The organism is Mucilaginibacter rubeus (assembly GCF_003286415.2).
GTDB lineage: Bacteria > Bacteroidota > Bacteroidia > Sphingobacteriales > Sphingobacteriaceae > Mucilaginibacter > Mucilaginibacter rubeus_A.
The window spans coordinates 4994922-5021592 of sequence record NZ_CP043450.1; the positions used below are offsets into that span (position 1 = coordinate 4994922).

Consider the following 26671-nt stretch of genomic DNA (forward strand, 5'->3'; position numbering starts at 1 on the left):
CGGGTTAATTGTATATTTTTTAATTGCGGCTTCCGCTGCTGGTATCATCGTTGTTAATACCACGTTGATTTTTCTTAATGCTACTGTTAAGCCTGCCAAATTTGTAGCTCAGGCTCACGTTAATGGTGCGGTAAAAGTTGTTGTTAGCAGTGTAAGTATCAAAGTCGGGAGTTTTGGTGTAGAAGTCGAGTTTGTTGAATTTTTTGAAGGGATTGTTAACATTTACTGATAAGGTAGCCTTTTCCTTAAACATGGTTTTGGTTCCGCTGATGGAGCTGAAGAAGTAATAATTATCCTTTCCCTGCAACAATACATAACGGCTGTCGTAACCTATGTTTACACCCGCGCGGTAACCGCCATCAAACTTGTAACTGGTATAGGTAAAAACATGCCCCTGGTTACCGCTGTTCTTGTATAACGAACCATTATAGTAACCCTTAAGCCATACAAATAACAACTCGGCATTAATATTTACATTTAATTTGGGGGTGATAGGATAATTGATATTAGCATCAAAGCCCCAGTTTTTGTTGGAGCCTACGTTATCGTAAGTATTGGTGGTTACCCCTGCCGAATCAACTCGTGCCAGGTTTTGCACGGTATTATTGGCAAACGAGTAATTGGTGCTTAAGTTAATGGAACCTTTGGCAAAATTGCTGTATCCCAGCTCAAAGTTATTGGTAACCGCGGCTTTCAAATTAGGGTTACCCATGTTAACGTATTGTGGGTTTGTCCTATCGGTATAAGGGTTTAACTGGTAAATGCCCGGGCGCTGGATCCGTTGGGTATAACCTAAGGTAAGGCTGCTGCTTTTTAACGAGCGTTGAATAGATACCGATGGAACAAGATTATTGTAATTCTGGTTAACGGTACTGTTAGTAGTTGAAAAATCGGCATTTACTTTGGTGTGCTCCAATCGCAAGCCACCTTTAAAAGCCCATTTACTAAGCTTTACCGAGTATGAGTTGTACAAGCTGTAAACATCCTGATTGTAGGTAAAATCATTAGTTTGGCTATCATCGGTTTTATAGCTTCCGTCAGACTGTTTCAGGTCGGTAAAAAAGTTACTGTAGTTATCCCTTAAAATAATTTTACCACCGGCTTCAAGCGTTAATACTTTGCGGGGCTGAATATAATCGAGCTGGAAAGTATGCTGCTTTGAACCCGATTTATTATACTGCCTGTAATCGGTAGGTGCTTTACCAATGGAGTCGGCAGCTACAGTAGCACCATTGTTTTGGCCATTATTATTGTTATTGTATTTATAAGATACGGTAAGCAATTGGTCTTTATACTTCCTGAAACCTATCTGGTAGTTCAAGCCTAAATCCGACCCGTGAAAAGTGCTGGTTCCGGCATTAAATAAGCGGTAAAACTGGGTAACCGCGTCAACGCTATCCTTAATACTGGTAACCTGGTTGTTTTGCTGCTTACCCTTACCGTCATAAAAATCATACATACCGGTAATCAGGTTAAGGCTGTCAATTTCATAACTTAACTCTCCGCTACCATAAACGTTATTGGCTCCGTTACCTCTTGTACCGGTTTGGCTAAGTGATGATGGCGGATGATAAAAGTTGCTAATGTTTTCAAAAGTTGAAGTTTGCACCGGCCTGTGATTGTATCCAGCGTAGCCGCTAAAACCAAACTTGCCCTGCTTAACAGTTACGTTCACATTAGCGCGTTCGCCAAAAACATTGTTGTAACCGGTGTTAATATTTACGTTATAACCCTGGTCGGCATTTTTTTTGGTAATGATGTTGATGATACCCGCTAAACCTTCGGCATCATATTTTGCGGGAGGAGTAGTGATCACCTCTATCTTTTCAATATTGGCAGCCGGCATCGATTTTAATACGTCCGACGGATTTTTCGCCATCATGGCCGATTCTTTACCGTTGATCAGGATCTTATAGTTATCGTTACCTCTGAGCTTAATATTATCACTTCCATCTACAGACAACAACGGCACTTTACGGATCATATCCAAAGCGGTGATAGATTTGCTTTCCGGGTCGGCCTGTACGTCATAGCTCAGTCGGTCAACCTCCTGTTTCATTACGGGCCTTACCGCGGTAACGGTAACCTCCTTCAATTGCTTGCTTGATGCCGAAAGCAGGATCCTGCCCGCGTTAAATGTATTACCGGTAAGCTTTACCGCGATGGTTTTAGTTGCGTAACCTATAAATACAGCTACCAACTGGTATGTTTTACCTTCGGGTGCTTTCAGTTCAAAACTACCGTCGTCTTTTGCCAGGGTGCTTTTTACGGGAGCTTTGGTAGCAGCATCCTGCAGGGCAACAGTAACATAACCCATTGGTTTGTTTATTGCCGAATCAATGATAATACCTTTTACAATAATATTGGGAACTGCCGGAGCAGCGGGAGTTTTTGTTTGAGCAAATAAGAGCGTGGAAAAGCAACAGCAAAGTACCGTTAGTAAGATTTGTTTCATAAGGTTATTTAGGTTTACAAGACGTAAGAACATCATGCCGCGTTACAACGCGAATCATGATTTGAACGGGAATTTAACTAAAATATTAGTTTGTAACAGCCATGTTACTTATTGTAACGTGTCATGGTAAGTTCGGTACCTATGGTAGCAAAACTCTTTACCATTTCTATCGAGCGATCAATAAGTGCGGGAAGTTCGGGCTGTTCATCTTTATCAAAAGCACTAAGTACAAAATCAACCTGACGACCTTTGGGGTAATTATCGCCAATACCAAAACGCAACCGCGCATAGTTGCTATTGCCAAGCACTGCCTCAATATTTTTAAGGCCATTGTGCCCGGCGGCACTGCCTTTAGGTTTCAAACGCAGGGTGCCCAGCGGCAGGGCAAGGTCATCTACGATAACCAAAACATTCTCAACCGGAATTTTCAGATCCTTCATCCAGTAGCTCAGGGCCTTTCCGCTCAGGTTCATATAAGTAGTAGGTTTAATAAGGCAAAGGGTACGGCTTTTGAACGATACCTCGGTATAATAAGCCAGGCGCGAGTTTTGGAACCTTGTTCCCTCCTGCTTAGCCAGTTCATCCAATACCATAAAACCTATATTATGTCTGGTATCCGCATACTCCGGACCAATATTACCTAAACCTACAATTAAATATTTCATAAGCCCCTGGCTCCGCTAATCAGCGGAGAAATTTGATTAATTATTATTGAACGGGCTTGGTTTTGGCTCCCCTCTTGAGAGGGGGTGCGCCTGGCGGTGCGGTAGCAGGGGTGTGTTATGCATTATGCTGAAGAACACACCCCTCCTCCCCTCTCAAGAGGGGAATCGCACAAGCCTACGCTTTTAAAAAAGCCTCGCCGTTTTCTATTTCAAAATAAACAAAAACAGCGATAAGTTTCCCTATCGCTGTTTTGATAATTTGCTAAGCAAAATTATTTTTTACCTTGAGCTGCTTCTTGCTCTGCCTGACGTAAAGCACGTGAGGTAGTTACAGAAACAATGGTATCTTCTTTAGCGTTGGTGATAGTTAAGTTATCTAATTTAATATCAGATACTTTTACTGATTTACCAACTTCTAAAGACTCGATGCTTACTTCAATAGCATCAAGATGATCTTTAGGAAGCGCTTTGATACGCAGTTTCCTTAATTTTTGAACCAGTTTACCACCTACTTTTACACCTGGAGAAGTACCGGTTAATTTAACAGGGATCTCGATAGAGATAGGTTTTTTCTCGTCTAACAATAAAAAGTCAACGTGAGTGATTTTTTCAGTTAGTGGGTGGAACTGAATGTCCTGGATGATAGCTTGTGATTTAACACCAGCAATTTCAAGATCGATGAAATGAACAACCGGAGTGTAAACTACGGCTCTCAAATCAGCTGCGGACACATAGAAGTGGGTCTGGGTAGCACCACCATAAAGAACTGCAGGCACCTGGCCATTGTAACGCAGCTCTTTCGCGTCTCTTTTCCCTACGTTCTCTCTTAGAGAACCGCTAATAGCAATTGATTTCATTTTTATTTATTTGTTTATTTATTTAGTTCATGGTTCATAGATCATTGTTCTACTTTCCACAAAGCCTTTTTTAGTTCATGGTTCATAGATCATTGTTCATGGCCTAATTTCCCAATTACTTTATTCTTTTTTATTTTCCATGATAAATGTTCACTATGATCTATGAACCATCAACCATGAACTACCTACTATTCCACCTTAAACAAGGTACTTATCGAACCGTGTTCGTTTACGTTGCTTATCGCTTTGGCAAACAGTTCGGCAGTTGAAAGTACCTTTATTTTTGAGCTTTGTTGTTTCAGCGGTATAGTATCTGTAACTATCAGTTCGGTTAACGCCGAGTTTTCGATAGTTTCATATGCTTTACCTGATAATACCGGGTGTGTACAAACGGCGCGTACGCTGCGTGCACCACGCTCCATGATAAGTCCGGCTGCTTTTGCCAATGTACCTGCAGTATCGCAGATGTCGTCAATCAATACTATGTCCTGATCGGTAACATCGCCTATCAGTGTCATGGCTTCAATTTCGTTAGCGCGTTTACGGCGTTTGTCGCAAATTACCACTTCGGCGTTAAAGAACTTGGCAAAACTACGGGCCCTGTATGAACCGCCCATATCAGGCGATGCAATGGTAAGGTGACCTAAGCCAAGGCTTTTAATGTAAGGCACAAAAATGATAGAAGCATCCAGGTGATCAACCGGAACATCAAAAAAGCCCTGAATTTGCGCTGCGTGCAAATCCATGGTCATGATACGGTTAATACCGGCTGCAACCAACAGGTTAGCTACCAGCTTTGCACCAATGGCAACACGTGGTTTATCTTTCCTGTCCTGACGGGCCAAACCAAAATAAGGTATAACGGCGGTTACATAATGAGCTGATGCACGACGGGCGGCATCAATCATCATGAGTAATTCCATTAAATTATCGGTAGGCTGATGGGTAGACTGGATCAGGAAAACATCACTCCCCCTTACAGATTCGTTAAAATGCGGCTGATATTCACCATCGCTGAAACGCGATATTACAACTTCTCCTAATTCACGACCATATGCATCAGCTATCAGACGCGCAAGCTCCGGCGAGCCTGATCCTGTAAATAATTTAACCGGGTTAAATTGTAAGGGCATTTTCTTTGATTTTGAATTTCGGATGTTCGATTTCGGATTGATTACTCTGCCTTATTAAAATAAGGCCTTCCCGCTTCACAAACGCCTTAAAACACAATTCGGATTTCAAGTTTTCCAATCAGAATAAATCCGAAATTGAAAATCCGAAATCCGAATTTTTATTGTTGCCCGACCAGGATTCGAACCTAGACAAACGGTACCAAAAACCGTCGTACTACCATTATACTATCAGGCAATCTCCTTTGGTTTGTATTACTCCCCGAAAAGGAATGCAAATATAGCGCTAAGATTTGAAAGTCAAAATAGAATTTTAAAAAAATTCATTAACACCTCAAATACAGCAAAATAAAATTCAAACACGCTTCAAAAGCCCGTTTTTGATGGCAACATCCCAATAGTTTTGTTATTTTCGGCTGCATTAATCCTGTTTTTTATATAGCATTCAAACATGAATTACAAAAAACTCAACAATATATTTGGCTGGGTAGCCTTTATTATTGCCACAGTAACCTACATTTTAACCCTTGAGCCATCGTCAAGCTTTTGGGATTGCGGCGAGTTTATTGCCTGTATCTATCGCTTACAGGTAGCTCACCAACCCGGAGCCCCATTATTTACCATGATAGGCAAAGTATTCACCCTGTTATCTATGGGGGATAATACTAAAGTGGCCTATTGGGCCAACATGGCATCGGCACTGGCAAGCGGCGCTACTATCATGTTCCTGTTTTGGACCATTACCGCCCTCGCCAAAAAACTTTTGGTTAAAACAGAGGAGCAACTTAACAACACCAACCTGATCCTGATCATTGGCTCGGGCCTTGTAGGTGCTTTGGCTTATGCCTGGTCGGATACTTTTTGGTTTTCGGCGGTGGAATCTGAAGTTTACGCGCAATCATCGCTTTGTACTGCCGTAGTATTTTGGGCTATATTGAAATGGGATGCCCATGCCGATGAACCTCATGCCAACAGGTGGATAGTTTTTATCGCTTATGTAATGGGCCTTTCTATAGGCATCCACTTATTAAACCTGCTGGTAATCCCGGCTATTGGCCTGGTGATCTATTTCCGCAAGGCTAAAAGCGTTACTACCAAAGGTACATTGCTTACCTTTTTGGCAAGCGTTGTGGCACTGGCATTTGTACTTTGGGGAGTGATACAATACACCGTAAAAGGCGCGGCTTTTTCCGATCTGCTTTTTGTAAATACCCTGGGCATGGGCTTTGGCAGCGGCGCTGTGGTATTCTTTATTTTATTGATCATCACTATTGTAGCGGGTATTTATTACACCATAAACCCTGTTAAACCTGCCATTATTTTAGCGGCGGCATGCTTTGTTCTGATATTAGGTATAAGCGGCGGTATTATTGGCCTGATAGTAAGCGTAGGTATTTTAGCCTTATTAGAGTATGGTGTAAAAATCCGCGAAAAGCGTTTTGCACTCAACAGCTTTTTGATCTGCCTGCTATTTATCCTGTTTGGTTACAGCTCATTTGTGATGATCGTGGTACGTGCAAAAGCTAACCCTAACCTTAACAACAGCGACCCGGAAAATGCCTTCGCCCTGAACAGCTACCTTAACCGCGACCAGTACGGCGATACCCCATTATTGTACGGTCAGTTTTTTGATTCGGAAGCTACAGCACAAACCGAGGGTGCTAATATTTACCGTCGCGGTGCAACTAAATATGAGGTTGCAGGTAAAAAATTAAATACGGTTTACGACCGCAATACCATATTCCCGCGTATGTTTAGCGATAAACCTGGTCACCCGGAATTTTACCGTGAATGGACAGGCCTTGGCGAAAGCGAGCATCCAACCTTCGGTTCAAACATTAACTTTTTTGCTAAATGGCAAATTAACCAGATGTACACCCGTTACTTCTTGTGGAACTTTGTTGGTCGTTCTAATGACCTTGACGGCCAAAGCCTTGGCTCCGGAGCCGATGGCGAGTGGATCAGCGGATGGGATTTCGGCAAGCCCCTTCCCTACTCGGTTACCGAAAGCAAAAGCTATAACCGCCTGTTCTTTTTACCGCTTATCATAGGCCTTTTTGGCGCGGTATTTCATTTTGCCCGCAATCAGCGCGAAGCCGGTGTTGTGGCCATCCTGTTTGTTTGCACCGGTTTAGCCATTGTACTTTACCTGAACCAGGATCCGCTGCAGCCTCGTGAGCGTGACTATGCTTATGCAGGCTCCTTCTATGCCTTTGCAATATGGATAGGTTTGGGCGTGATAGGTATTGCCGATGTGTTGAGTAAAAAACTGAATGCAAGGGTAAGCGCCATCATCTCTACAGTAGTTTGTTTAGTTGCCGCTCCTTTACTGATGGCTAACCAGGAATGGGACGATCATAACCGCTCAACCAAGCTTACCCCGCATGATATGGCTTACAATTACCTTAACTCATGCGCGCCAAATGCTATTTTGTTTACTTATGGCGATAACGATACCTATCCGCTTTGGTACATTCAGGAGGTTGAAAACGTCCGTCCGGATGTACGTATCGTAAACCTGAGCTTGCTGGGTACCGACTGGTACATCCGCGGTATGAAAAATAAGATGAACGAGTCGGAACCATTGCCTATCAGCATGACTAACGATAAGTTTAAACCCGGTGTACGCGATGTGATCTATTTCAACGACCAGAAGATTCCCGAAGCAACCGAGCTAAAAGATGTTTTTGACTTTATCACTTCTGACAAAAAAGAAGCTATGGTTGAGTACAATAACGGTGATGTTGCCAACTATCTGCCAACCAACAAATTCAAATTAACGGTTAATGCCGATGAGGTTGTTAAAACAGGCACCGTGGCAGCAGCCGATAAAGACAAGATAGCCCCTGAAATGGACTGGACATTTAGCGGTCGTTATGTTACTAAAGATGTATTGGCCATGATGGATATCCTGACCCATAATGATTGGAAACGCCCTATTTATTTTTCGGTTACCGTGCCAAACAGCAACATGATTGGTCTGGATAAGTATATGTATAACGAAGGTTTTGCGTATCGTTTATTGCCGCTGAAACCGGATACAGCTGTTGGGCCGCTTGAAGCCAGCAATACCGGTAAAATGTACGAAAACATGATGACCAAATACAGGTGGGGCAATATGAAAAACGCCAGCTACCTTGATCATGAATCAATGACGATGTTTTACCCGCTTATCACCAGGCTTTACTCAACCCTGGCCGATGACCTTGCAAAAGCAGGTAAACCTGATTCGGCCCGTAAAGTGCTGAAGAAATATGATGAGGTAATGCCAACCACCATTAACTCGTTGGAGATTGCGGTACGTAAATATTACATGATCGAAAACGCTTACCGTTTAAACGATATTCCGTTAGGCAACAAACTGGCTAACCTGGTTGATGATTATGTAAACAATCAGCTTAATTACAGCTATGCCCTGCTGCAAAAGGGCGAAACCAACCTCGAAAACCGCGATCTGCAATATTCTATGCAGATACTGGGTGGCCTGGTTGAATTTAGCAAGCAATACAAGCAGCCGCAACTGTTCAACAAATTCAGTGCGCAACTGAGTGGCTTTGAAAAGAAATTTGGGGTGACAGGGAAGAGATAGATTGCTTCTTTGATATTTTGAAAATGCCCGCCAATGAGCGGGCATTTTTTGTTTTTAGCGGTCTTTATACTGGTCGAAGTTTAGCGAAGCGTAACTTCGTCCTAAAATAGTCCAAGCTTTCAGCTTGAGTGCCTTTATCTGAATACTATTTGAAATAAATTTTAACCGGAATTGCGGAAGCAGAATGCTTCCGGGGTTTTAGGACGAAGTTACGCTTCGCTAAACTTCGACCAGTGATATTTACAGAGTATCATTTATGCTTAGGTGTTCAGGAGGTTCGTTTTGATAATTCTTTATATTATTCAAATAGTGAAGTATATATCTTTTCTTTTTTTTGTTGAGCATCATCTTTTTCAACCTCTGATGATAGGCATTTATAAACAAAAGCTCATTATCAACAAGGTAGTATGACAATACCTGAGGCGTGTTTATTTTAGATGACTCAAGCTGCGCTTCTAACTTTTTTGTTTGCGCATTCCAGGTATATTTTACCAATGTTGAATCATTAACTATCATAGGTCCCCGTTTAGGGTCAGCTTCATAATGATCAAATTCGGTGGTATCCTGAAATTGTTGGTGATAAACTACTTTCATGACTAAAGGGTTAGTATGTTGAATGGTCGATTCCAGCCATATCTCACGTATCCCCCATGGAGAAGGCTGTAATAAGTTTGAATTCTTCAATTCATTTAATACAGGAATTAATTTATCGCCATCGTATTTATAGAAGAAAGAATTAAACCACCAAATACCCGAACCCTCATTAAATTCCATTCGCCGGTAAACTATACTTTCGCCATCCACATTTTTAAAGTATTGCACATTATCAGTATACCTACTGTAGCCACTTTGCTTTGCTATTATTTTATTACCCTTAAAAAAATACAGTTCTGAGCTGTCGCAATGTCCCGCATCCCCTACTAATATTCCAAATTCGTCAAACTTGCTTTTATTACCGCCGAAAGGATAATATTGCAAATAAACATTCCCTTTTTTAACAGAATCAAACAGCCCTTTCGCTGTACAGGTGCTATCAACTTTCAGTTCGCCAAATATGCTTCTGGCATCAACTGGTTTTATCATCCCCTTACGTATGCAGCTTTTCAATAACGTGAAATCAGCATCAGACAGCACCCTGCTCATCGGCTCAGTAAAATTCTCAAAAACAGAATCAGCCCAAAAAGCAGCACTATTAGCTAAAGGCTCAACAGGCAACCTACCCACGCTATCAAAAAAAGCAATAAGCTGCGGCTCGGCGTATTTAACCTCTACATATTCCTTTGCTTTTGCCTTAACCGCTTTTTTAGGCGGCTTTTTATGTATCGGCTTGCTTTCATGATGGCAGCCTAATATGCCTAAAAGTAGCATAAGGTAAGCTGCGTTACTGATGATTTTGAAAGGATTAGGCATGAGTGGGTTTACAATTAATATCGCTTTAATTTAACGATATTCCTGATCAGTTTAACTAAAACATCACATAAGTGGTTGAAGTTTATAAGGATGGTGTCCGTCCGGTAGCGGGGGCGGTACCTTGCGGACAGAAGTGCTGATACAGTAGCTTGCCAATAACTGGTCGAAGTTGAAAAAATGCCGGTATTCCTGTTGAGTTTAACTAAAACATCATGCTTATTTATTGTTTATACTAAGCGTAATATATATTTGCCACAATGAAGATCCTGTTAATTGAAGATGAACCCAAACTGGTATCCATTATCCAGCGCGACCTTACTGCCGAAGGTCACGAAATAAGTGTTGCCCTTGATGGTACAACCGGGCTGGATATGGCCATGAAAATGGATTTTCAATTGATCATTCTGGATATTATGCTACCCGGCATTAATGGCATTGAGGTTTGCAGACGGTTGCGGCAGGCCAACCAAAACGCTGCCATACTCATGCTTACCGCCCTGGGCACTACCGAAAACGTGGTGGTAGGCCTTGACAGCGGTGCCGACGATTATATGGTTAAACCTTTCAGTTTGGCCGAGCTTAACGCTCGCATCCGTACCCTCGCCCGTCGCAATTCAAATCTTGCGCAACCGGCAAACGTGATCCAAATTGCCGACCTGGTCATCAACGGCGACGAAAAATCGGTTAAACGCGGCGATAAGATCATCGACCTTACCGCCACCGAATACCGCCTGCTGGAGTTTCTGGCTAAAAACAAAAACCACATGCTTAGCCGCATCGAAATACTGGAGCACGTTTGGAACATTGATTTTAATATGGGTACCAATGTGGTTGATGTGTATATCAACTACCTTCGCAAAAAGGTGGATAAGGATTTTGACAACAAGCTTATCCACACGGTTATTGGCATGGGCTATATTTTAAAAAATAACGCCGCATGACCATTCAGAAAAAAGTAGCGCTGCTGTTTTTTGGGCTAACAGTATCGGTAATATTGATATTGAGCAGCGCTGTTTTTTACTTTGTACATCAGTTTACTTTTGATGATTTTTATAAACGGCTTGAAACCCGGGTAAACATCTCATCCCAAATCCATCACCTTAATGACCGCGACAGCCTTGGTATGTACAAGGAGATCAGGCAGCGCTATCTTGAACGCCTCATTGCCGAAAAGCAGTACGTTATTAAACCCGAAGTTTATACCAAAGGCAAAACTGTAAAAGGCGTTCCCCGCGAACTGATAAATAATATCCTCTACAACGGAAAATCAAGGTTTAAAGCCGATAACATATTTTATGCGGGTAATATATTCCGCTTTCCGGAGGGTGACGCCATTATTGTTGTTTCGGCAACCAACCCATCGGGCCTAAGCGAACTTAATGACCTTGAACAGGTGTTAATCATCTGCTTCCTTACCTCGATACTTATAGTTTATATCATCGGTCGCCGGTTTTCATACCATACCTTTAAACCGGTACGCAAAATCATAAAAAAGGTAAATACCATCACAGCAAGCAACCTGCACTTGCGTTTGGAAGATTACAGCGGTAAAGATGAGATAGCCGAGCTTACCCAAACGTTTAACAACATGCTCGACAGGCTGGAAACCGCCTTTGAAACCCAGAATAACTTTATCAGCAATGCCTCGCATGAGTTGCGTACCCCGCTGGCTATCATTAAGGGCGAAGCCGAACTTTCGCTCAAAAACATTGATACACCGGGGGCCGATCTGCATAAAAACCTTAAAGAAATCCTGACAGGCACCCAAAGCTTGCAGGATATTATCACCAGTTTATTAGGCCTGGCTCAAAGTGGTTTCGATGGTAAAAAGCAGAATTGGGAACAGATACGTGCCGATGAGCTGGCCTTTATGGTAAAAGATGCTGTTGACCATATCATCCCCACCAATAACCTCAGCATCGATTTTTCGTCGCTACCCGATGATGTGGATAGCCTGGTAACACAAGGAAACATCAACCTGCTTAAACTGGCCATAAGTAATATAGGCCTTAATGCCTGTAAATATTCTGAAAACAAGCCTGTAACGCTTAGGGTGTATACCGAAAATAACAGCATCATCTTCAGCATAAAAGATCAGGGCATAGGCATCCCCGAAAGCGATGTGCAGCATATTTTTGAGCCATTTTTCCGCGCGTCAAACACGGGCAAGTATGAGGGGCATGGTGTAGGTTTGCCGCTGGCACTGAATATTGTAAGGCTGCATAAGGGTAATATCGGCATTATCTCTAAAGAGGGCGAAGGCACCGAGATCAGGGTGATGCTGCCGGTTTATAAGGCGTAGAAAAAGGGAGTTCATTAATGCCTATAAAAACAAATTATAATATTAATAATCGCACAGAGGCAGGTAACGACTGTTGTTGTAATGAATTTACATCGTCGCGCTCTTGGCCGCGCGAGGGCCAGATACTTTTGTCGCCACAAAAGTATCCAAAAAGGCTTACAGCAGAAAGGCTTCTTTGCGCTCATCCTTCCCTCCAACCCGCCGCCCGGCCTTTGCCCTGCAAAACGAACAGAACCACGGGCTGCAATTATTTTGCCCCGATTCGCCCTATCCCCAGCTTCTGCAAAAACTCGCTATGCCCCTGCAGCCACACATTCCCTACATTGTTCTGCCCGTTTTCACCCGAAGCTGATCTGCTGCGAAAAACATCCGGTTTTAATTATGTCGTGGGCAGGCACGAAGGATCTTAACGTCTCATTAAGGTCTCTCGCAGAGGATCCTGATGTATACGCCATGCACATTTACTTGTGCGGGGGTCGCGTTAGTGATAGTAGCGGATACCGGCCTTGTGGATAATGCCTGTGCAGTATGAGCGGATAGCACGGGCCGGAGGCAACGCCCATAGTCACAAAACGAAAACTTAATAGGTAATAACTCACAAATACGTTTTTATAAAACACTAAGATAACCGGCTGAAGGGTGCTCATTAATACCTGTAAAAAGCAAACTATAATCAATAATCCCCAGCTTACAGCGCAGCTATGCAAATCCCTCTGTACAGTTCGCGATTGCTTCGTGCCTCGCAATGACGCGGTGGTGATGCAACAAAAATCAATTCTAATCACATTCTAATTTCTTTCTTAAACCGCTTTAATGCCCGGTACCTACTATTGTATCAACAAACAGTAGTAAACACAAAAAAGGTATCATCATGAAAACATTAAACATCATTATCCCGTCTGATTTCACCTTATCATCATTAAACATTATACCTGTTTTAGCCGAGCGCTATTCAAAGCAAAAACTGAATATATCGCTTGTTCACTTCCTGCAACTATCCGACTCTATATCCGACCTGTTATTGCTATCCCGCCGCAGCCGGGAATACCAACTGATTGACGACGATTTTTACGCGGGTTGCACCATGCTGAAAAACGACTATGCAGATCAGATAGAAAACATTACGCCCGACTTTTTTTATGGCAACACAGTAGCCGTATTCAAAAACTATCTCGAGGCAAAAGAAACCGAACTGATTGCCATGCCCGAAAATCATAGCTACGCAAGGCTAACACCCAACAGTTTCGACCCTACTATACTCATGCAACGAAGCGGGTATAAGATAGTTACCATTAAAACTGAGGTTAAACAGCCTTTAACCGTAGTTAAGAACGAAGCAGAGCATGAGCTTCTGGAGGTTTAATATTTATTAATATCATTTAAAACATTTATCTATGTTACTAAAAGAAAATATCCCGGTAAAGTATGTGGTGGGAAAAATCAAGAACGAGCTTTTACTTGTTGCCGGTTATGCCATAACTATCGCCCTGTTCCATCGCTTTTTCCCTGAATACCGCATTTCAATCCCTATTGCTGTTCCGGCCATACTGGCAACCATCATATCATTGTTGCTGGCCTTCCGCTCAAACCAGGCTTATGACCGCTGGTGGGAAGCCCGCAGTATTTGGGGAGCTATTGTGAACGATTCGAGATCGCTTACCCGCGAGCTGATCAGCTTTTTAGATGGCGGCGATGACGCTTGCGAAGAAATAGAAGGTTTCAAAAAGCGCTTTGTTTACCGCCAGATAGCCTGGTGCTACGGCTTAAGCCAGTCGCTGCGCAAGCAAGATCCTTACGCCAAAAACGCCCATCTGTTAGTTGACGAAGAAGTGAAGTTTACCCATCGTTTCAGCAACGTACCTAACAGCCTATTAAAACTGCACGGGCTCGACCTGAAGCTGGCCTACAAAAACGGATGGCTTAATGATTATCAGCAAGTGCAGATAGATGGTACGCTTACCCGCCTGTGCGATGCCATGGGTAAATGCGAGCGGATCAAGAACACGGTGTTCCCGGTTACGTATAGCTTATACATTCATTTTTGCCTGTACCTGTTTATTATCCTGCTGCCCTTCGGCCTTATCGAATTCTTCGGTATGTTTGAAGTACCGCTGATCATAGCTATAGCAGCTGCATTTTTACTGGTAGAAAAAATGGCTATTCATCTGCAAGACCCATTTGAAAGCAAACCAACAGACACCCCAACAACTGCCATTTCGCAAACCATTGAACGCGATTTGAAGCAGATGCTTAACGATAAACATGAGAGTGAAAAGGCAGCAGTTCAACCTGTTGCCGCTAAAGCAAACGTGTATTATATACTGTAAGCTTTACACCCCTGTGCGGGAAGGCACAGGGGTTCACTTATTTATTCCTTAAAGCCTAAACCTTCTTCTTTCATTTTCTCCTTCACTATAGGCACCGAACTTTTGCCCACGCCATGCAAATGCAAAAACTCTTTCTCGGTTAGTTTTGATAACTCAAGCAACGATGTAATACCCGCATTGGCCAACGCACGCCGGGCCGGGTTACCCAGTTTACCAAAGGGGCTGTTTAATTCTTCAGTGTTCATAACAAACGGTTTAATTGATGATCAAATTTAATGATCAAATTAATAAAAGCCACGTCATACAGCAATGCAACTTCTTGCGCTCGTTTGTAACGAGCGCTTAACATGGGCTTACGTTTGTAACGTAAGCAAACTAAAAGCTTACAGTTATAAAGCCTCTTTCCAATAAGGTAACTTCAAATAAACCCGGTTGCCCGGCATAATTAGCCGCCGAACTATAAATATAATGTTCAGGATAGCTTACAATCTCTGCTTTGACCGGATTGTCATGAATGTAATCTAATTTTTGGAAAAGTATGTCTTCCCGGTCGCATTCAATCGAATGATAACCATCTTGCCATACTTTATGATTTTGTATACGGTCGTCAAATTTTGCATGGTACTTGAACCGATATAACATCCAATCTCTGCGACTTTCATTTTCTGTTTCAATGAGCTTGATGATCTGTTTATTGGTATGCTTTTTAAAGTCGCGCACAATGTCGGGTAACCTGTTGGGCGCTACAGCGGATACTAACAAATGCAGGTGATTACTCATCAAACAAAATGCGTATATGTCAAGACCTTTATTTTTCTGACAATAAATAAGTGAGTCAATAATAAGTTGCTTGTAACCGGGCCGTATAAATACATCAATCCAGTCTACTATCGTAAAAGTTATAAAATGAATTTCTTCATGGTTTCTGACCCTGTATTGATGTGACATTGTGAAAAAGAGGTTTAGGCTAAATTAACGATCATGCGATGCAATCGCAAGACCATGTTAAGCGCTCGTTGCAAACGAGCGCAAGAAAAAAAATAAAAACACTCATATAATCTCTTGCAAACCTCGCTGTTCAATTTTTAAAAGTGTAAACACTTTGCATTTTGCTCCAAAATTTAACATCTGATAATCAATAACTTACAAACCAACAAGCCTGTTCAAAAATATCATCTAAACAAATTACTATTGATAATCAACCACTTACAATACCTATTTAAAAAACATTGAACACCTCGTTTTTAAAAATTGAACACTGACAAAATAGCACCACCAACCGCGGACTTTTTAGTAGATAAATTTGAGTGCCCTTCATGATTGCCGGCAGGTTTGCGGCAAATAGCGATGGATTGTCCTGCTTGATCTGCGGGACGGGGCGATAACTTTTATGTACCATACTTCGGAGAAACCTTTGGTTGTTCAAATGATTCAAAAGCATGTGAGGGATATGGCGGATGCAGCCGCGCGTAAGGGGCAGATTGTGTTCTCGGACCCGGATGCCGTGGTTGAGCTATTTGATATTTACCCGGCCAATGAGTGGATGGTTATGGAAACCGAACACGAAACGCCGCAGATGCTGTTTGGCAACTTTTGGTTGCAGGGCGAGTTGTGCATTCTGTTTGCCGATACCAATATGGGCAAAAGTCTGCTGGCTGTACAACTGGCCGACAGCATTAGTCGCGGTGAACCTATTGCTCCTTTTGCGCTTGGGGCCGACGCCTCGCCGGTATTGTATATTGATTTTGAGCTTAGCGGCAAGCAGTTTGAACAACGTTATACCGACGGACAAAACCGCTATCATTTTGCCACCGAATTTTACCGCGGCGAATACAACCAGTTTAACCGTGCCAGCTCGCACTACCAAAAGCTCGATAAGTATGTGATTGAGGCTTTAACGCGGGGCATTAAGCGTACCGGCGCTGAAGTGCTCATTATTGAACATTACCTGCCTGCGCAACGGAACCGAGAGCGCCGGGGCTGCCCTCACCCTGATGAAGGAACTGAAAAAGCTTAAAACCCGCCACGGTATCAGCATCCTGGTGCTGGCCCATACCCCCAAGCGTAACCCACGCCTGCCGCTTAGTCGTAACGATTTGCAGGGCAGTAAAATGCTCATCAATTTTTACGACAGCGCCTTTGCCATGGGCGAGAGCCACTCCGCCCCCGGCCAACGGTACTTAAAGCAGATTAAGCAGCGCAGCACGGCCGAAACTTATGGTGCCGATAATATATGCCTTGCCCAGCTGGAACGGCACAACGGCTTTTTAAAGTTTATTTTTACGGGTAAGGATTGCGAGAAAAACCACCTGCGCGATACCTCCAGACAAGAGCGCGAACGTATGAACCTCGAAGCTAAAAAATTAAGCGATGAAGGTTTAAGCCAGCGGCAGATAGCCGAACGGCTTGGCATGAGCGTGGGGAGTGTGAATAGGATGTTGAATGGGCGGTTGTAAATCGAATAATAAAAAAGATCGGGAGTATCTCTCCCGATCTTTTACGCTGTTAGTTATACAGAAATTATATTGTCCACCAGGTGTTAGTCGTAGCGTTAAAAACGAAATCTAATCGCCCTTGTGCAGTTAAGGTATTCGTACCCGTAACATTGGCTACTGTAACTACATTTGAGGTTGAATCTGTTTTTATAACTGCAATCTTGTAACCTGCAAAGGCTGCTCCAACCGGCGGAGTGATAGTGAGGCCTGCCGGAGTTGCATCGGCAAAAATCACTAATGAAGATGTTTCCTGAATGGAAAAATCGGTGGCAAGTACAGTGTATGAAGCATTTTTAAATAATACATTTCCTTTTGTAGGGTTTAAAGATGTGATATTAGTATTGCTTCCGGTACCGTACGTAAAAAGATTGCTGTAGCTCCCTGAAATATCCAACGAACCAAATACTACAGAATCATTACTATTGAGTAATGCATAAATATTCAGTTGATGAGTTGCATCCATTCCGGTAGTGCCTGTAATACTAACCGTGTTTTTATCAATTATAGATTTTTCGCAATCGGCAATGGTGATCAAATTAATGGTATTTGTTAATGTAACCCCACTTAAGGTAATGTGATTGTTTGATACGATAAAATTATCAGTTTTTCCTGTGGTGTTTCCCTGTATATAAACAGCCCGTTGTGCAAGCGTAGCGTTTGGAGAAATATTTATATCGTTGTTCGAAATCCGCAAATTGGTAAATTTTTGCTTATATGGATCCGTTGCTTCCGCTCCACGACAAAGAATACCATAATTTTCATTAATGATTGTGTTGTTGCTAATATCAATATTGCTGGCATCACATCTGATACCGTAATACCCTGATCCGGCAGAAAGATCATATTGTATGGTGTTATTAATAATAAAGGTTGGTCTGTTGGTGGTAAAGGTATTAGGTTGAATAAATATCGCTTCCTGCGAAAAATTCTTCATGGTATTTAAAGCAATTACCGCACCACTTGGGTTGCCAAAAATAAACCCGTCAAGCGCCCCGGGAAATGAACTATCAACCGTACCGCTAAATCCTTCAGCATAGCATTCTGTAATAGTCGGGTTAATGTTAACACCATTGTCGTTATCAGTAAAAAGAATATAAGCTGCAGGGCTTCTATTGGTTTGTGCGTTATTATGTCCAAGTGGCGAATAAAATTTGCACCTGTTTACAACTAATTGTTCTGAGCCATTAATAAACAACGCCTGGCTAAATCCTGTAAAACTACAGTCAATTATTTGAGTGCCGGTTCTCGTTCCATTACCATTGTGCCCAATACAATGAGTAGAGCCTGTAGTTAGCCCATGGGTGCTCTCGAATTCTATATTCATTATCTTAACATTCATGAATTGGTCTTGAAACCTCAAAAGTGTATTACCGCTACCATCAGCGGGGGTCACAGACGAAGTTATTTTTGTCCCTGTTTCTCCCAAAAGCTCCAATCCATCAACCGCACTGCTTCCGTTAACCTGTATACTTGTTGTAGTTCCAGCTTGTACAGTTTGTATAGAATATGTGCCTGCTGGTATAAATAAGGATTTATTGGCAAGCTTGGCAGCGGTAATAGCACTAGTTAAAGTAATTCTATCATCAGCAATACCATCACCTTTTGCACCAAACCACCTGGCATTCATGGCACCTTCATATTGTCTTACCCATTTGCCCGAGCCACTGCCAACAACAGTTCCGCCATCTGCAGAATGGCTTCCTGATGTATCCCAATTAAAAAGACCTTCGCCTCCATCTCCAGTTGAATAATAGCCCAGAAGAAAAACAGATTCATTACCTGGTGTGTACACGTAGGTTGTAAGCACACCATAATTTGCAATTGTTGTCATAGATTTAAGATTTATTTTAAGATTTAAAGATTTACGATTGAACGTATCGACTGCTGTTTACCACGCTGGTGAATATGATTCTATTGTGTAAGTTATTTAAAGGGTTTATAGCATTCACGCAGCTCATATTATTAAATTGTTAACATAATATATCAGATTGCTTCGGCTTTCTGCGTACCGGGTTATGCTTTGAGAGTTGACATAGCCCGGGCAAGTTTTCCAGAAACTTGTTTTGATTGGGGTCCACATTAAGTGTAATACAGAAGTATGAATAAACCGTTGCCAACTTTTTAGTGACAGCTTAATGGTTTTCTGGTTGCCAATAGTTGCTATAGTATTCAGGTCCATAAAAAAGATAAGATTTGAGTTGTAAAATTACTAATATTTTTAGCATTTTTTACGAAGTAAACCAAACAATAATTTTGCACGTGGAAAAAATAGCATGGGTAGTAACCGACCTTAGCAGAGGGCAATCGGCCTGTATACCAGTATTGTATTCAATAACCACCGAAGATGATAACCCCAATATCAGGCTTATTAACTGCAAGGTGGCCGCCAAACTTACCGATTTGCCCGAATGGCTTTCGCCTGCCGAGTTTATTATAAGGCATGTTTACAGAAACGGATATAACGATGTGGGCATTAGCAACAGCGGCCTCGGCAGTATATGCTGTGATAATGTGGATGCTGCAAGGTTTATAATTAATACGCACGATAGCATTAAGGCGATGGAACGGCTTACTTTAGGTCCGGAACGATTTAGGAAGCAAGGTGTCCGACTAATGTCTCACAGATACCCATCCCCGAAGCGGACGGATAAACTCATTTGATTTCGGAATTGGGATTTTCGATTTCGGGGTTGAGAGGTAGGAGATGTTTTTCGTCATGCTATCGCAAGCATTTAATCTGTAAACTTTTTTTAGGACGATACAGTTGTTGCACCCCCAATTTTTAATAGCTGTAATTCATTCTTTGTCAATCATGAGCCGCTTGCTATCTATTTAAACAGTATCGCTTGTCCTGATCTACTTTTTATTAATTTGACAACCATCGAGTCTTTAAACTTAATCAATGAATCCCCTTTTTCAATTTTGTGATTAAAATTCCACAGGTTCACAGGAAGAATAAAAGTTTTATTATTGATCGAAACCGTTGGTTCACCTTTAACGCTATAGACAACGTTTTGCACCTTACCATTAAATGCTAATGGAAAATTTTTTCGAACCAAATTATTGTAGGAATAAATTGCTATTATAAAGAACAGTAAAGCAAGTCCTCCTACTAAAAGTATTTTCTTCATATCCATACAAATTTAACACTTAGCAAATAGCCCACAAGGCACAGCCTTGCGGTAGCAAAAAATCAAAAACGCTACCGCAAGGTTGTACCTTGTGGCCTGCATGCAGGGCTAAGCGGTAAACAAAGCCGGCAATTGTATTCCCCCCTCCTTCGGCCTCTGAGCATGGGCCGCGTTAGGGATTGCAACGGAAAACCCACAGCCCGCACAGGCCTTCGCGCGCAATGCCCGGGGCGAGGATTTGGAGTGTAAAGCCCGGGCCGCAGGCAACGCCATTGTTTTAATTTCGGAATAGGGATTTTTGATTTCGGGGTTAAGGGGTTGTGGTGGATATTACAACGGGTGTCATGCTGAGGCCCTCGAAGCATGGCGGGCACGGCCTCTGCGCGCGTCCTTCGACAGGCTCAGGATGACAGGCCTTTGCACCCAGGATAATAACGTAAAACGGGTGTTTACGGCTACCCATGACAAGTTGTAAATCCCATTCGCTAAGCCGCTTGCAGATCAAAGCGTTTACCTGTCGCGCGTATAGACACACCCCTGCTACCGCGCATTTCCACCGCGCCCCCTCTCAAGAGGGGAATTTCTTTGCCCAGGGCAACTGCTGCCACCACTGCTACTAAAAAACTACTGCCCACTGCCACTGCTCACTGCCACTCCCCCTTACTGCAACGATACCACCTTATACAAAATCCAGCTATCGGTTTCGTAAACGCGTTTGTAGTTTACGCCGCTGTTTAGCCTACGGATTTCGGGGATGTATCTGTCGTTGAGCTGCGTGTAGCCGGTGAATGGGTTTTTAGGGGTGGCTATCAGGATATAGTCGTCGTATTTGTATGGGGTTTCAATGGCCGACAGGAACGTATCAAGCTGGTATGGCAGGGTTAGCTTTTTTACATTATTGGTAAATGCTACAATGGGGTATGATACGGCATCGTCCATCAGGATGTGCGTTTCATCGGGCAGCTTGTTGATATACTCTGCCATCTCCTTGCTTTCGCTTTGATCGGTATTTGGGTTGAGGCGGTTTAGCGTGGTAATAAAGCGGCGCTCGTCGGTAATTAGCGAATGGGTTAAAAAAATATAGCCTGTATATAGCTGCAATACAATAACAAAGGCAAGTCCTAATTTAACTGCCAGCTTGTTTTTGATGGTATGCACCTTAAATACCATGCACAGTAACGACACAAACAAAAAGATCAGGTAATACTGGTAAGTGAGGAACAGCTTATCGTACTTAATGTGCAAAAACTCTACAAAGGCAAACAGCGTAATAACGGTTAGCACCTGGTAGGTACTTTCGCGCAGCAGGTACATGCCAAACAAAATGAGCGGGCAAAAATAAATTACCCTTAATGATATCAGGATGCTGAGTTCGGGTAGTTGGTAGTTTACCGCGGTTGATACGGTATCGTAATTAAGCTTATCAACCAACACATTCCAGGTAGCCAGCGGACTTTCAATAAAGTAATTAAGATCGCTGGCGTGGGTTTGGTTAAGCAGCTTGTAGCATATCAATGACGCTATTGGCAGTATAAACAATATCACGTAAATGGCAAAGGTTTTATTGATGAGCTTACGCCTTAACGAGGGACTGTTAAAGCTCATGAACAACCTGAAAATGGATTCCTTTTCGCCCAGGTTAAGGCTGGCCAGCGTTATAGACAACACCAGCGGAATAAAGAACAGCGTAAGCCAGATAAAGCGATAATCGCAAAAAATAAGCGTTACCAAACACATACTGGCTACCGATACGTGAAACGTGGTATTGGAGCGGTAAAACTTAAGCAGGTTAAGGAAAAACAGGTACAAAAACGTAACTACCAGGTAAATGGCTTTGCCCGAGCAGGCCATATAAATAATACCAGGGTGCAGCACAAACAGAATGGCTACCATAAACAGGTAAAAATCATCCTTCACCCTGATTAAAAACGAACGCGAAATAAGGTAGAACAAACCTGCCGTACCTATTGCCGATGCTATTACCGGCGCCAGGTAACTGTTTATTGATGAAAATATAAACGTGGAGTAAAAGGGCAACAGCGGGGCAGTGAGGCCCATTACCTTAAGGCGGTTGCCAAGCCCTTCAAACACTATTTTGGTTTTTTCGATATAAAACAGGCTCTCCTGGTTATAGTAGCCCAACTGGTTAAGGTAGATACCTATAAACAGGTACCAGCCTGCCAGTGTAAGGGTAAAAATAAACAAGTATGTACTTTTGGCAATTTTCATTTAACAACGTTTGTGGGGTTATTAACCTTACTTAAACCATGGTTGGTTTTTTCCCAGTAAAACGGATTGGTGATGAGCTGATACAAACCCATGTATGCGGCAACCGAATGCAGCAGCCAGTAAATAGGATTAGCTATAGCAAACAAAATAAGCTCAAAATAACGGCGCTTAAATACGGCCATCATGTTGATATAGATCATGAGGATGTTACCCACCATCAGGTTAAATATCGACATGAACAGCACCCAATCCGGAAACAAGTTGCGGATGGTTGAAAAATCAAATATCAGGTAACACACAAAAATGATGAGCAGCACCGGGTAAATCAGGAATGTTGCCGATGTAGCACCGATAAAAAAGTTAAAACCCAGGAAGCCCTTGAAACCTATCCTTTTTATAAGGCCTACAGGGTTACGCATGTGCACCAGGTAGGTTTGCATATAGCCCTTAATCCAGCGCGAACGCTGACGGATCCAGTTCCAGTAGTTGTTGTTGGCTTCCTCGTAGGTAGATGAGTTTACGATGGCTACCTTATAACCTTTGGCATAAGCACGAACGCCAAGATCGGCATCTTCGGTTACGTTAAATGGGTCCCAGGCGCCAAGCTCAACCAGTGCATCCATTTTAAAGTGGTTACTGGTGCCGCCAAGCGGGATGGGGATATCAAGCGTATCCAAACCGGGCAGCATATAATCAAACCAGTACGAATACTCCAGGGTAAACATACGGGTAAGGAAGTTCTCGTTCCGGTTAAAGTAGTTCAGCGCACTTTGGATACAGATATAGTTTTCGGGCAGCTTTTTAAATAGGGCCACCACTTTTTTAAGCTGATCGGTATCGGGAATATCCTCGGCATCATAAATGGTGAGGTACTGCCCCCTTGCAAAATGCAAACCGTAGTTACAGGCCTTTGGCTTGGTTTTAGGCATGTGGAAAGGCACCACAATAACCTCAAACACCGATGGAAAGTCGAGATTTTTTACTGCGTTTAATGTTTTCTCATCATCCTCTTCAATAACCAGTTTAATATCCAGCTGCTCGCGCGGATAGTCGAGACTTTGAAGGTTCCAGATAAGTTTTTTGATCAGTTTATCTTCCTTGTAAACGGGCAGCAGTATGGTGTATATAGGCAGCTCGTCGTTTATAATATTGGCGAGGTCTTTTTTAGTAACGGCCTGATGCAGTTCAAAGCGCGAGCCTACCAGTGCTAAAAACAGCTTAAATATTATCGCTACCAGGAAAAACGAACTAATGACAAGGTTAATACCGATGGATACTGTTTTAAAGTTAAGGAACAGGCCAATGGCGATAATGCCCCATATGATAAAAATAAAGGCGAGTTGCCGTGGTGTGAAAGTTGTTGATGCCGAACTTTTAGGATCGCGTTTAACCAGGTCAAAAACTGCCGCCTTAACATATTTATCACCCAGAAGCTTGTGGCTTAGCCAGGTAATTTCAAGGTCAGACGCTACAATAACTTCAGGTTCAAGATCGTAAGTAAACCTTACAAAATCCAGGAACAGGTCATTACCAGGGTCGGCCATAATGGTAACCACCTTATTATTTTCGATACGGAGCGGAAGGCCCAGTTGATCGTTCACAAATTTCAGCTCTGCCTTGTCCAGAACATTTTGGTCGAAGGCTTCATTGCGGATGTCGGCAAACTGGTAGCCGGCATTGCCTAAAGCGCGTTCGTAATTTTTACGGGAAACATAGCCAAAGTTAAGGGCTATTTTAAGGTATGACATACCCGATCTTTCCGAAAAAGCGTGGATCTTTTCCTGGTCGGCCGGCGAAATAAATCCGTGGGCAACCAAAATTTCAGGAATAGAAATACTCAGTGTATCCATATAAGGTGTCTAAACAAAAGCTAAAAGAGCCTCACCCCGGCCCTCTCCAAAGGAGAGGGAGCTCTTTTTTTAAGCCCTCTCTAAGCTTTTTTTCTTAAAACCCTCTCCTTTGGAGAGGGCAGGGTAAGGTATTAATCGTTAAACAGATCCTGCGATTTTTGAACTTTCGAACGCACATACAGGAACGAAAGCAGGATCAGGATCAGGATGCCTAACAAAATGTACAGGTTATAGCTGTCCCAGAAACGGGTAAGGCCGCTTTTGGTATCAATATATTCCAGGTTTTCGCTTGATTTATTGATGTTGAACAGGTATTTGTTAGAGTTAACATCAGAGATACAAACGTTGCTTGACAGGGTTGAAAGCTGCTCGGTAATTGATTTTGATACCGCCAGAAAAGCTTCGGCAACATGACTACCCGTTGCGGTAAGCACCAGTGTGGCATTATTACTTCGCCCGTAAAAGATCTGGGCTAAACCGTTTGATACCGTATCAGACAGGGAGTACACCGGTTTATTGTTATCGGTATAGTACAACCTGAAATCTTTATCAAACTGAATTGGCGCATCGGCAAACTCCTTCAGTATCTTGTCGTCTTTTGAAAGCAGGGCTATGATGTTATTTTTCTTCAGTTCGTTAACATCAATATCTTTAGAGTAAACAAACTCAGGGAAGTTATTGGCGTTGATGTTATTGTTAAGCTCATAAATGATCTCGCCCATAGCAGCGGCGGCATATTTAGCGTATTGCTCGCTTACCACAATTTTGGTGGTACCGCTGTTAAACGCTTCCGGATACTGGTAAAAGCTCAGGTCGCTGGTGATAAACGGGTTTTTTGATTCCAGGTATGATTTGTCAACATCAACCTCGGCAAAAAAGTTGGTGAAGCTGTTGCGGCAGTTGCCATTGGTTGGGTAAAACCTGAATTCGGCCTCAAGCGTGTTGTATTTATGGTGCTGATAGCGGTTAATGGTAATAGAACTGTTGAGCTTACCTGAAGCATCAAGCTTTTCACTGCTGATCAGTAAACCATTCAGGTATATGTTGAAGAAACCACGGTCGCCAGGGGCAAGACCGCTGTAGTTAGCTACAAAACGGATCTCCACTTCTTTAGGGGTGAAGCTAAAATCACTATTCTTAAAGCTGTAAGCGCTTTTTAACGAACCAATACCTGATAGAAAATCGCTTACACCACCAATTTGTTTCAGCGATAATTTGGAGCGGTTTTCATCAATGGTTTTGAAGAAGGTATTCTCGGCTTTTTCAATCAGCAGGTAATCACCATAGGTTGAGTTAAGGATATTCATGTTACCCAAAGCGGTAATGGCTTTTTCATAACCTGTAGGATCGCCACCGGTAACAAACAAGATCTCTTTAGGGGCTTGCTCCTGTGTTACTGTTTTAACAGGGGTAAGCTGGCCTTTAACATCAATCATGCGGGTAATGGTATCCGTTATAAGGCTCACCGATTTGTGCAGGTAAAACAACCCTTGCGAAGCCTGCGGCGTAACTTTTACCAATTCACGCTGATCTGCAGGCAGTTTATCTACAGTACCTACCCTGATGTAGTTGCGCACGCTATCGGGCAGTTTGCTTTCTTCATAAACCGCTATTTCACGAGTTTGGGTCTTTTTTAACCTCGAATAAGCCCAGGCCACAGCCTTAAGGTCATGCAGGCTTGGGTTTGAAGGATAAACAATAGCTTTTTTTGAATCGAAGCAGTTGCTGATATTTACGTTATCGAAGAAGTTTTTATTGCTTTTAACCAAACTCAGGTAGGAGTAGTTCTTGATCTTTAACCACATGGCCGGGTTATCAAGGTCCTTACACTGGTCGTCGGTAATGGTAAGCAGGGTTTTAACCTGAATTTTCAGGAACTTATCAGGGCTCAGGTCGGCACGGCTCAGGTTAAGGGTAATCTTCTGAATAGAATCGGGACCTAAACGGCTGCTGTACGCCGGTTTATTATTAATAACCAGGTTAATGTATGAATGTGATTTTATCAGTGCCTGCGATGGTTCAAAGAATAACACCAGCTTACTGCCATTCATTTCAACCAAAGGCGTGATCTTGAAATAAAATGAAGTTGCACCGCTCATGCCATATATCATGTCATCTTCATGGCCATAAGCTTTAAAGGATGCAATGCTGTTGCCCTGAGCCTGTGAAGCCGTGCTGAATAATAAAATAAAGGCTAATAAGGTAAAAAACTTATTCATTGGGTATAAATA

At 42.6% G+C, this 26671-nt stretch carries 20 protein-coding genes and 1 tRNA gene; 8 read left to right on the forward strand and 13 right to left on the reverse strand.

Translation table 11 applies throughout. The features are described from left to right. Positions 1 to 19 precede the first annotated feature (19 nt). From DEO27_RS19695 to DEO27_RS19715, 5 genes are all read right to left on the reverse strand, one after another. A complete protein-coding gene (locus DEO27_RS19695) occupies positions 20 to 2455 on the reverse strand; it encodes an outer membrane beta-barrel family protein (protein ID WP_190295144.1) in 2436 nt (811 codons plus the stop codon). 104 nt (positions 2456 to 2559) lie between these two features. Beyond that, complete coding sequence (pth, locus tag DEO27_RS19700; protein ID WP_112572917.1) at positions 2560 to 3120, reverse strand: aminoacyl-tRNA hydrolase; 561 nt, start codon at positions 3118 to 3120, stop codon at positions 2560 to 2562. A gap of 272 nt (positions 3121 to 3392) precedes the next feature. Beyond that, positions 3393 to 3977 (reverse strand): 50S ribosomal protein L25/general stress protein Ctc, encoded by a 585-nt coding sequence (locus DEO27_RS19705; protein WP_112572915.1) that lies wholly within the window; start codon positions 3975 to 3977, stop codon positions 3393 to 3395. A gap of 188 nt (positions 3978 to 4165) precedes the next feature. After that, positions 4166 to 5110: a ribose-phosphate pyrophosphokinase gene (locus tag DEO27_RS19710; RefSeq protein ID WP_112572913.1), complete on the reverse strand. Its 945-nt coding sequence runs from the start codon at positions 5108 to 5110 to the stop codon at positions 4166 to 4168. Positions 5111 to 5274: 164 nt separating this feature from the next. Further along, positions 5275 to 5345: transfer RNA gene (locus tag DEO27_RS19715), tRNA-Gln, on the reverse strand. A 213-nt stretch (positions 5346 to 5558) separates the two neighbouring features. Here DEO27_RS19715 and DEO27_RS19720 point away from each other — a divergent pair. Further along, positions 5559 to 8696, forward strand: a complete 3138-nt coding sequence (locus DEO27_RS19720; RefSeq protein ID WP_112572911.1) for a DUF2723 domain-containing protein — start codon at positions 5559 to 5561, stop codon at positions 8694 to 8696. A 240-nt stretch (positions 8697 to 8936) separates the two neighbouring features. Here DEO27_RS19720 and DEO27_RS19725 read toward each other — a convergent pair whose 3' ends face one another. Beyond that, complete coding sequence (locus DEO27_RS19725; protein ID WP_149301879.1) at positions 8937 to 9920, reverse strand: hypothetical protein; 984 nt, start codon at positions 9918 to 9920, stop codon at positions 8937 to 8939. 443 nt (positions 9921 to 10363) lie between these two features. Here DEO27_RS19725 and DEO27_RS19730 point away from each other — a divergent pair, with 443 nt between their 5' ends. The 4 genes from DEO27_RS19730 to DEO27_RS19745 all read left to right on the forward strand — a co-directional run bounded on the left by DEO27_RS19730 (position 10364) and on the right by DEO27_RS19745 (position 14735). After that, positions 10364 to 11047: a response regulator transcription factor gene (locus tag DEO27_RS19730; protein WP_112572907.1), complete on the forward strand. Its 684-nt coding sequence runs from the start codon at positions 10364 to 10366 to the stop codon at positions 11045 to 11047. Further along, positions 11044 to 12408, forward strand: a complete 1365-nt coding sequence (locus DEO27_RS19735) for a sensor histidine kinase (protein ID WP_112572905.1) — start codon at positions 11044 to 11046, stop codon at positions 12406 to 12408. Before DEO27_RS19730 ends, DEO27_RS19735 begins: the two co-directional genes overlap by 4 nt. Positions 12409 to 13279: 871 nt before the next feature. Further along, a complete protein-coding gene (locus DEO27_RS19740) occupies positions 13280 to 13771 on the forward strand; it encodes a hypothetical protein (protein WP_112572902.1) in 492 nt (163 codons plus the stop codon). A 31-nt stretch (positions 13772 to 13802) separates the two neighbouring features. Next, positions 13803 to 14735 (forward strand): bestrophin family protein, encoded by a 933-nt coding sequence (locus DEO27_RS19745; RefSeq protein ID WP_112572900.1) that lies wholly within the window; start codon positions 13803 to 13805, stop codon positions 14733 to 14735. A 41-nt stretch (positions 14736 to 14776) separates the two neighbouring features. Here DEO27_RS19745 and DEO27_RS19750 read toward each other — a convergent pair whose 3' ends face one another. Both DEO27_RS19750 and DEO27_RS19755 read right to left on the reverse strand, forming a co-directional pair. Then, the gene (locus DEO27_RS19750) at positions 14777 to 14980 is read right to left on the reverse strand and encodes a DNA-directed RNA polymerase subunit alpha C-terminal domain-containing protein (RefSeq protein WP_112572898.1); all 204 of its coding nucleotides are present in this window, start codon (positions 14978 to 14980) and stop codon (positions 14777 to 14779) included. A gap of 130 nt (positions 14981 to 15110) precedes the next feature. Continuing rightward, on the reverse strand, positions 15111 to 15683 hold the full coding sequence (locus tag DEO27_RS19755; RefSeq protein WP_112572896.1) for an REP-associated tyrosine transposase: 573 nt from the start codon (positions 15681 to 15683) through the stop codon (positions 15111 to 15113). Between the two features lie 442 nt (positions 15684 to 16125). Here DEO27_RS19755 and DEO27_RS19760 point away from each other — a divergent pair, with 442 nt between their 5' ends. Beyond that, a complete protein-coding gene (locus tag DEO27_RS19760; protein WP_223818000.1) occupies positions 16126 to 16752 on the forward strand; it encodes an AAA family ATPase in 627 nt (208 codons plus the stop codon). Then, positions 16730 to 17191: a helix-turn-helix domain-containing protein gene (locus DEO27_RS19765; RefSeq protein ID WP_112572892.1), complete on the forward strand. Its 462-nt coding sequence runs from the start codon at positions 16730 to 16732 to the stop codon at positions 17189 to 17191. Before DEO27_RS19760 ends, DEO27_RS19765 begins: the two co-directional genes overlap by 23 nt. 64 nt (positions 17192 to 17255) lie before the next feature. On the opposite strand, the gene DEO27_RS19770 is transcribed toward DEO27_RS19765, so the two are convergent. Then, the gene (locus tag DEO27_RS19770) at positions 17256 to 19061 is read right to left on the reverse strand and encodes a glycosyl hydrolase family 28-related protein (RefSeq protein ID WP_112572890.1); all 1806 of its coding nucleotides are present in this window, start codon (positions 19059 to 19061) and stop codon (positions 17256 to 17258) included. A 428-nt stretch (positions 19062 to 19489) separates the two neighbouring features. Here DEO27_RS19770 and DEO27_RS19775 point away from each other — a divergent pair, with 428 nt between their 5' ends. Next, positions 19490 to 19891 carry a hypothetical protein gene (locus DEO27_RS19775; RefSeq protein ID WP_112572887.1) on the forward strand — a complete coding sequence of 134 codons (402 nt, stop codon included), beginning with the start codon at positions 19490 to 19492 and terminating at the stop codon, positions 19889 to 19891. Positions 19892 to 20058: 167 nt separating this feature from the next. Here the strand turns inward: DEO27_RS19775 and DEO27_RS19780 are convergent, their stop codons facing one another. From DEO27_RS19780 to DEO27_RS19795, 4 genes are all read right to left on the reverse strand, one after another. Next, entirely contained in the window at positions 20059 to 20361 is a 303-nt protein-coding gene (locus DEO27_RS19780) for a hypothetical protein (protein WP_146750057.1), read from the reverse strand. Between the two features lie 660 nt (positions 20362 to 21021). Beyond that, positions 21022 to 22590 carry a hypothetical protein gene (locus tag DEO27_RS19785; RefSeq protein ID WP_112572883.1) on the reverse strand — a complete coding sequence of 523 codons (1569 nt, stop codon included), beginning with the start codon at positions 22588 to 22590 and terminating at the stop codon, positions 21022 to 21024. Next, the gene (locus DEO27_RS19790) at positions 22587 to 24440 is read right to left on the reverse strand and encodes a glycosyltransferase family 2 protein (protein WP_112572881.1); all 1854 of its coding nucleotides are present in this window, start codon (positions 24438 to 24440) and stop codon (positions 22587 to 22589) included. Before DEO27_RS19790 ends, DEO27_RS19785 begins: the two co-directional genes overlap by 4 nt. A 131-nt stretch (positions 24441 to 24571) precedes the next feature. Continuing rightward, positions 24572 to 26659, reverse strand: a complete 2088-nt coding sequence (locus DEO27_RS19795; RefSeq protein WP_112572879.1) for a cellulose biosynthesis cyclic di-GMP-binding regulatory protein BcsB — start codon at positions 26657 to 26659, stop codon at positions 24572 to 24574. Between the last annotated feature and the right edge of the window lie 12 nt (positions 26660 to 26671).

What these genes read in the sequence shown, in the direction of transcription:
- DEO27_RS19695 (WP_190295144.1), bottom strand. Translation starts at nt 2,455, where the DNA reads ATGAAACAAATCTTACTAACGGTACTTTGCTGTTGCTTTTCCACGCTC.
- pth (WP_112572917.1), bottom strand. Translation starts at nt 3,120, where the DNA reads ATGAAATATTTAATTGTAGGTTTAGGTAATATTGGTCCGGAGTATGCG.
- DEO27_RS19705 (WP_112572915.1), bottom strand. Translation starts at nt 3,977, where the DNA reads ATGAAATCAATTGCTATTAGCGGTTCTCTAAGAGAGAACGTAGGGAAA.
- DEO27_RS19710 (WP_112572913.1), bottom strand. Translation starts at nt 5,110, where the DNA reads ATGCCCTTACAATTTAACCCGGTTAAATTATTTACAGGATCAGGCTCG.
- DEO27_RS19720 (WP_112572911.1), top strand. Translation starts at nt 5,559, where the DNA reads ATGAATTACAAAAAACTCAACAATATATTTGGCTGGGTAGCCTTTATT.
- DEO27_RS19730 (WP_112572907.1), top strand. Translation starts at nt 10,364, where the DNA reads ATGAAGATCCTGTTAATTGAAGATGAACCCAAACTGGTATCCATTATC.
- DEO27_RS19735 (WP_112572905.1), top strand. Translation starts at nt 11,044, where the DNA reads ATGACCATTCAGAAAAAAGTAGCGCTGCTGTTTTTTGGGCTAACAGTA.
- DEO27_RS19740 (WP_112572902.1), top strand. Translation starts at nt 13,280, where the DNA reads ATGAAAACATTAAACATCATTATCCCGTCTGATTTCACCTTATCATCA.
- DEO27_RS19745 (WP_112572900.1), top strand. Translation starts at nt 13,803, where the DNA reads ATGTTACTAAAAGAAAATATCCCGGTAAAGTATGTGGTGGGAAAAATC.
- DEO27_RS19750 (WP_112572898.1), bottom strand. Translation starts at nt 14,980, where the DNA reads ATGAACACTGAAGAATTAAACAGCCCCTTTGGTAAACTGGGTAACCCG.
- DEO27_RS19755 (WP_112572896.1), bottom strand. Translation starts at nt 15,683, where the DNA reads ATGTCACATCAATACAGGGTCAGAAACCATGAAGAAATTCATTTTATA.
- DEO27_RS19760 (WP_223818000.1), top strand. Translation starts at nt 16,126, where the DNA reads ATGTACCATACTTCGGAGAAACCTTTGGTTGTTCAAATGATTCAAAAG.
- DEO27_RS19765 (WP_112572892.1), top strand. Translation starts at nt 16,730, where the DNA reads ATGAAGGAACTGAAAAAGCTTAAAACCCGCCACGGTATCAGCATCCTG.
- DEO27_RS19770 (WP_112572890.1), bottom strand. Translation starts at nt 19,061, where the DNA reads ATGACAACAATTGCAAATTATGGTGTGCTTACAACCTACGTGTACACA.
- DEO27_RS19780 (WP_146750057.1), bottom strand. Translation starts at nt 20,361, where the DNA reads ATGAAGAAAATACTTTTAGTAGGAGGACTTGCTTTACTGTTCTTTATA.
- DEO27_RS19785 (WP_112572883.1), bottom strand. Translation starts at nt 22,590, where the DNA reads ATGAAAATTGCCAAAAGTACATACTTGTTTATTTTTACCCTTACACTG.
- DEO27_RS19790 (WP_112572881.1), bottom strand. Translation starts at nt 24,440, where the DNA reads ATGGATACACTGAGTATTTCTATTCCTGAAATTTTGGTTGCCCACGGA.
- DEO27_RS19795 (WP_112572879.1), bottom strand. Translation starts at nt 26,659, where the DNA reads ATGAATAAGTTTTTTACCTTATTAGCCTTTATTTTATTATTCAGCACG.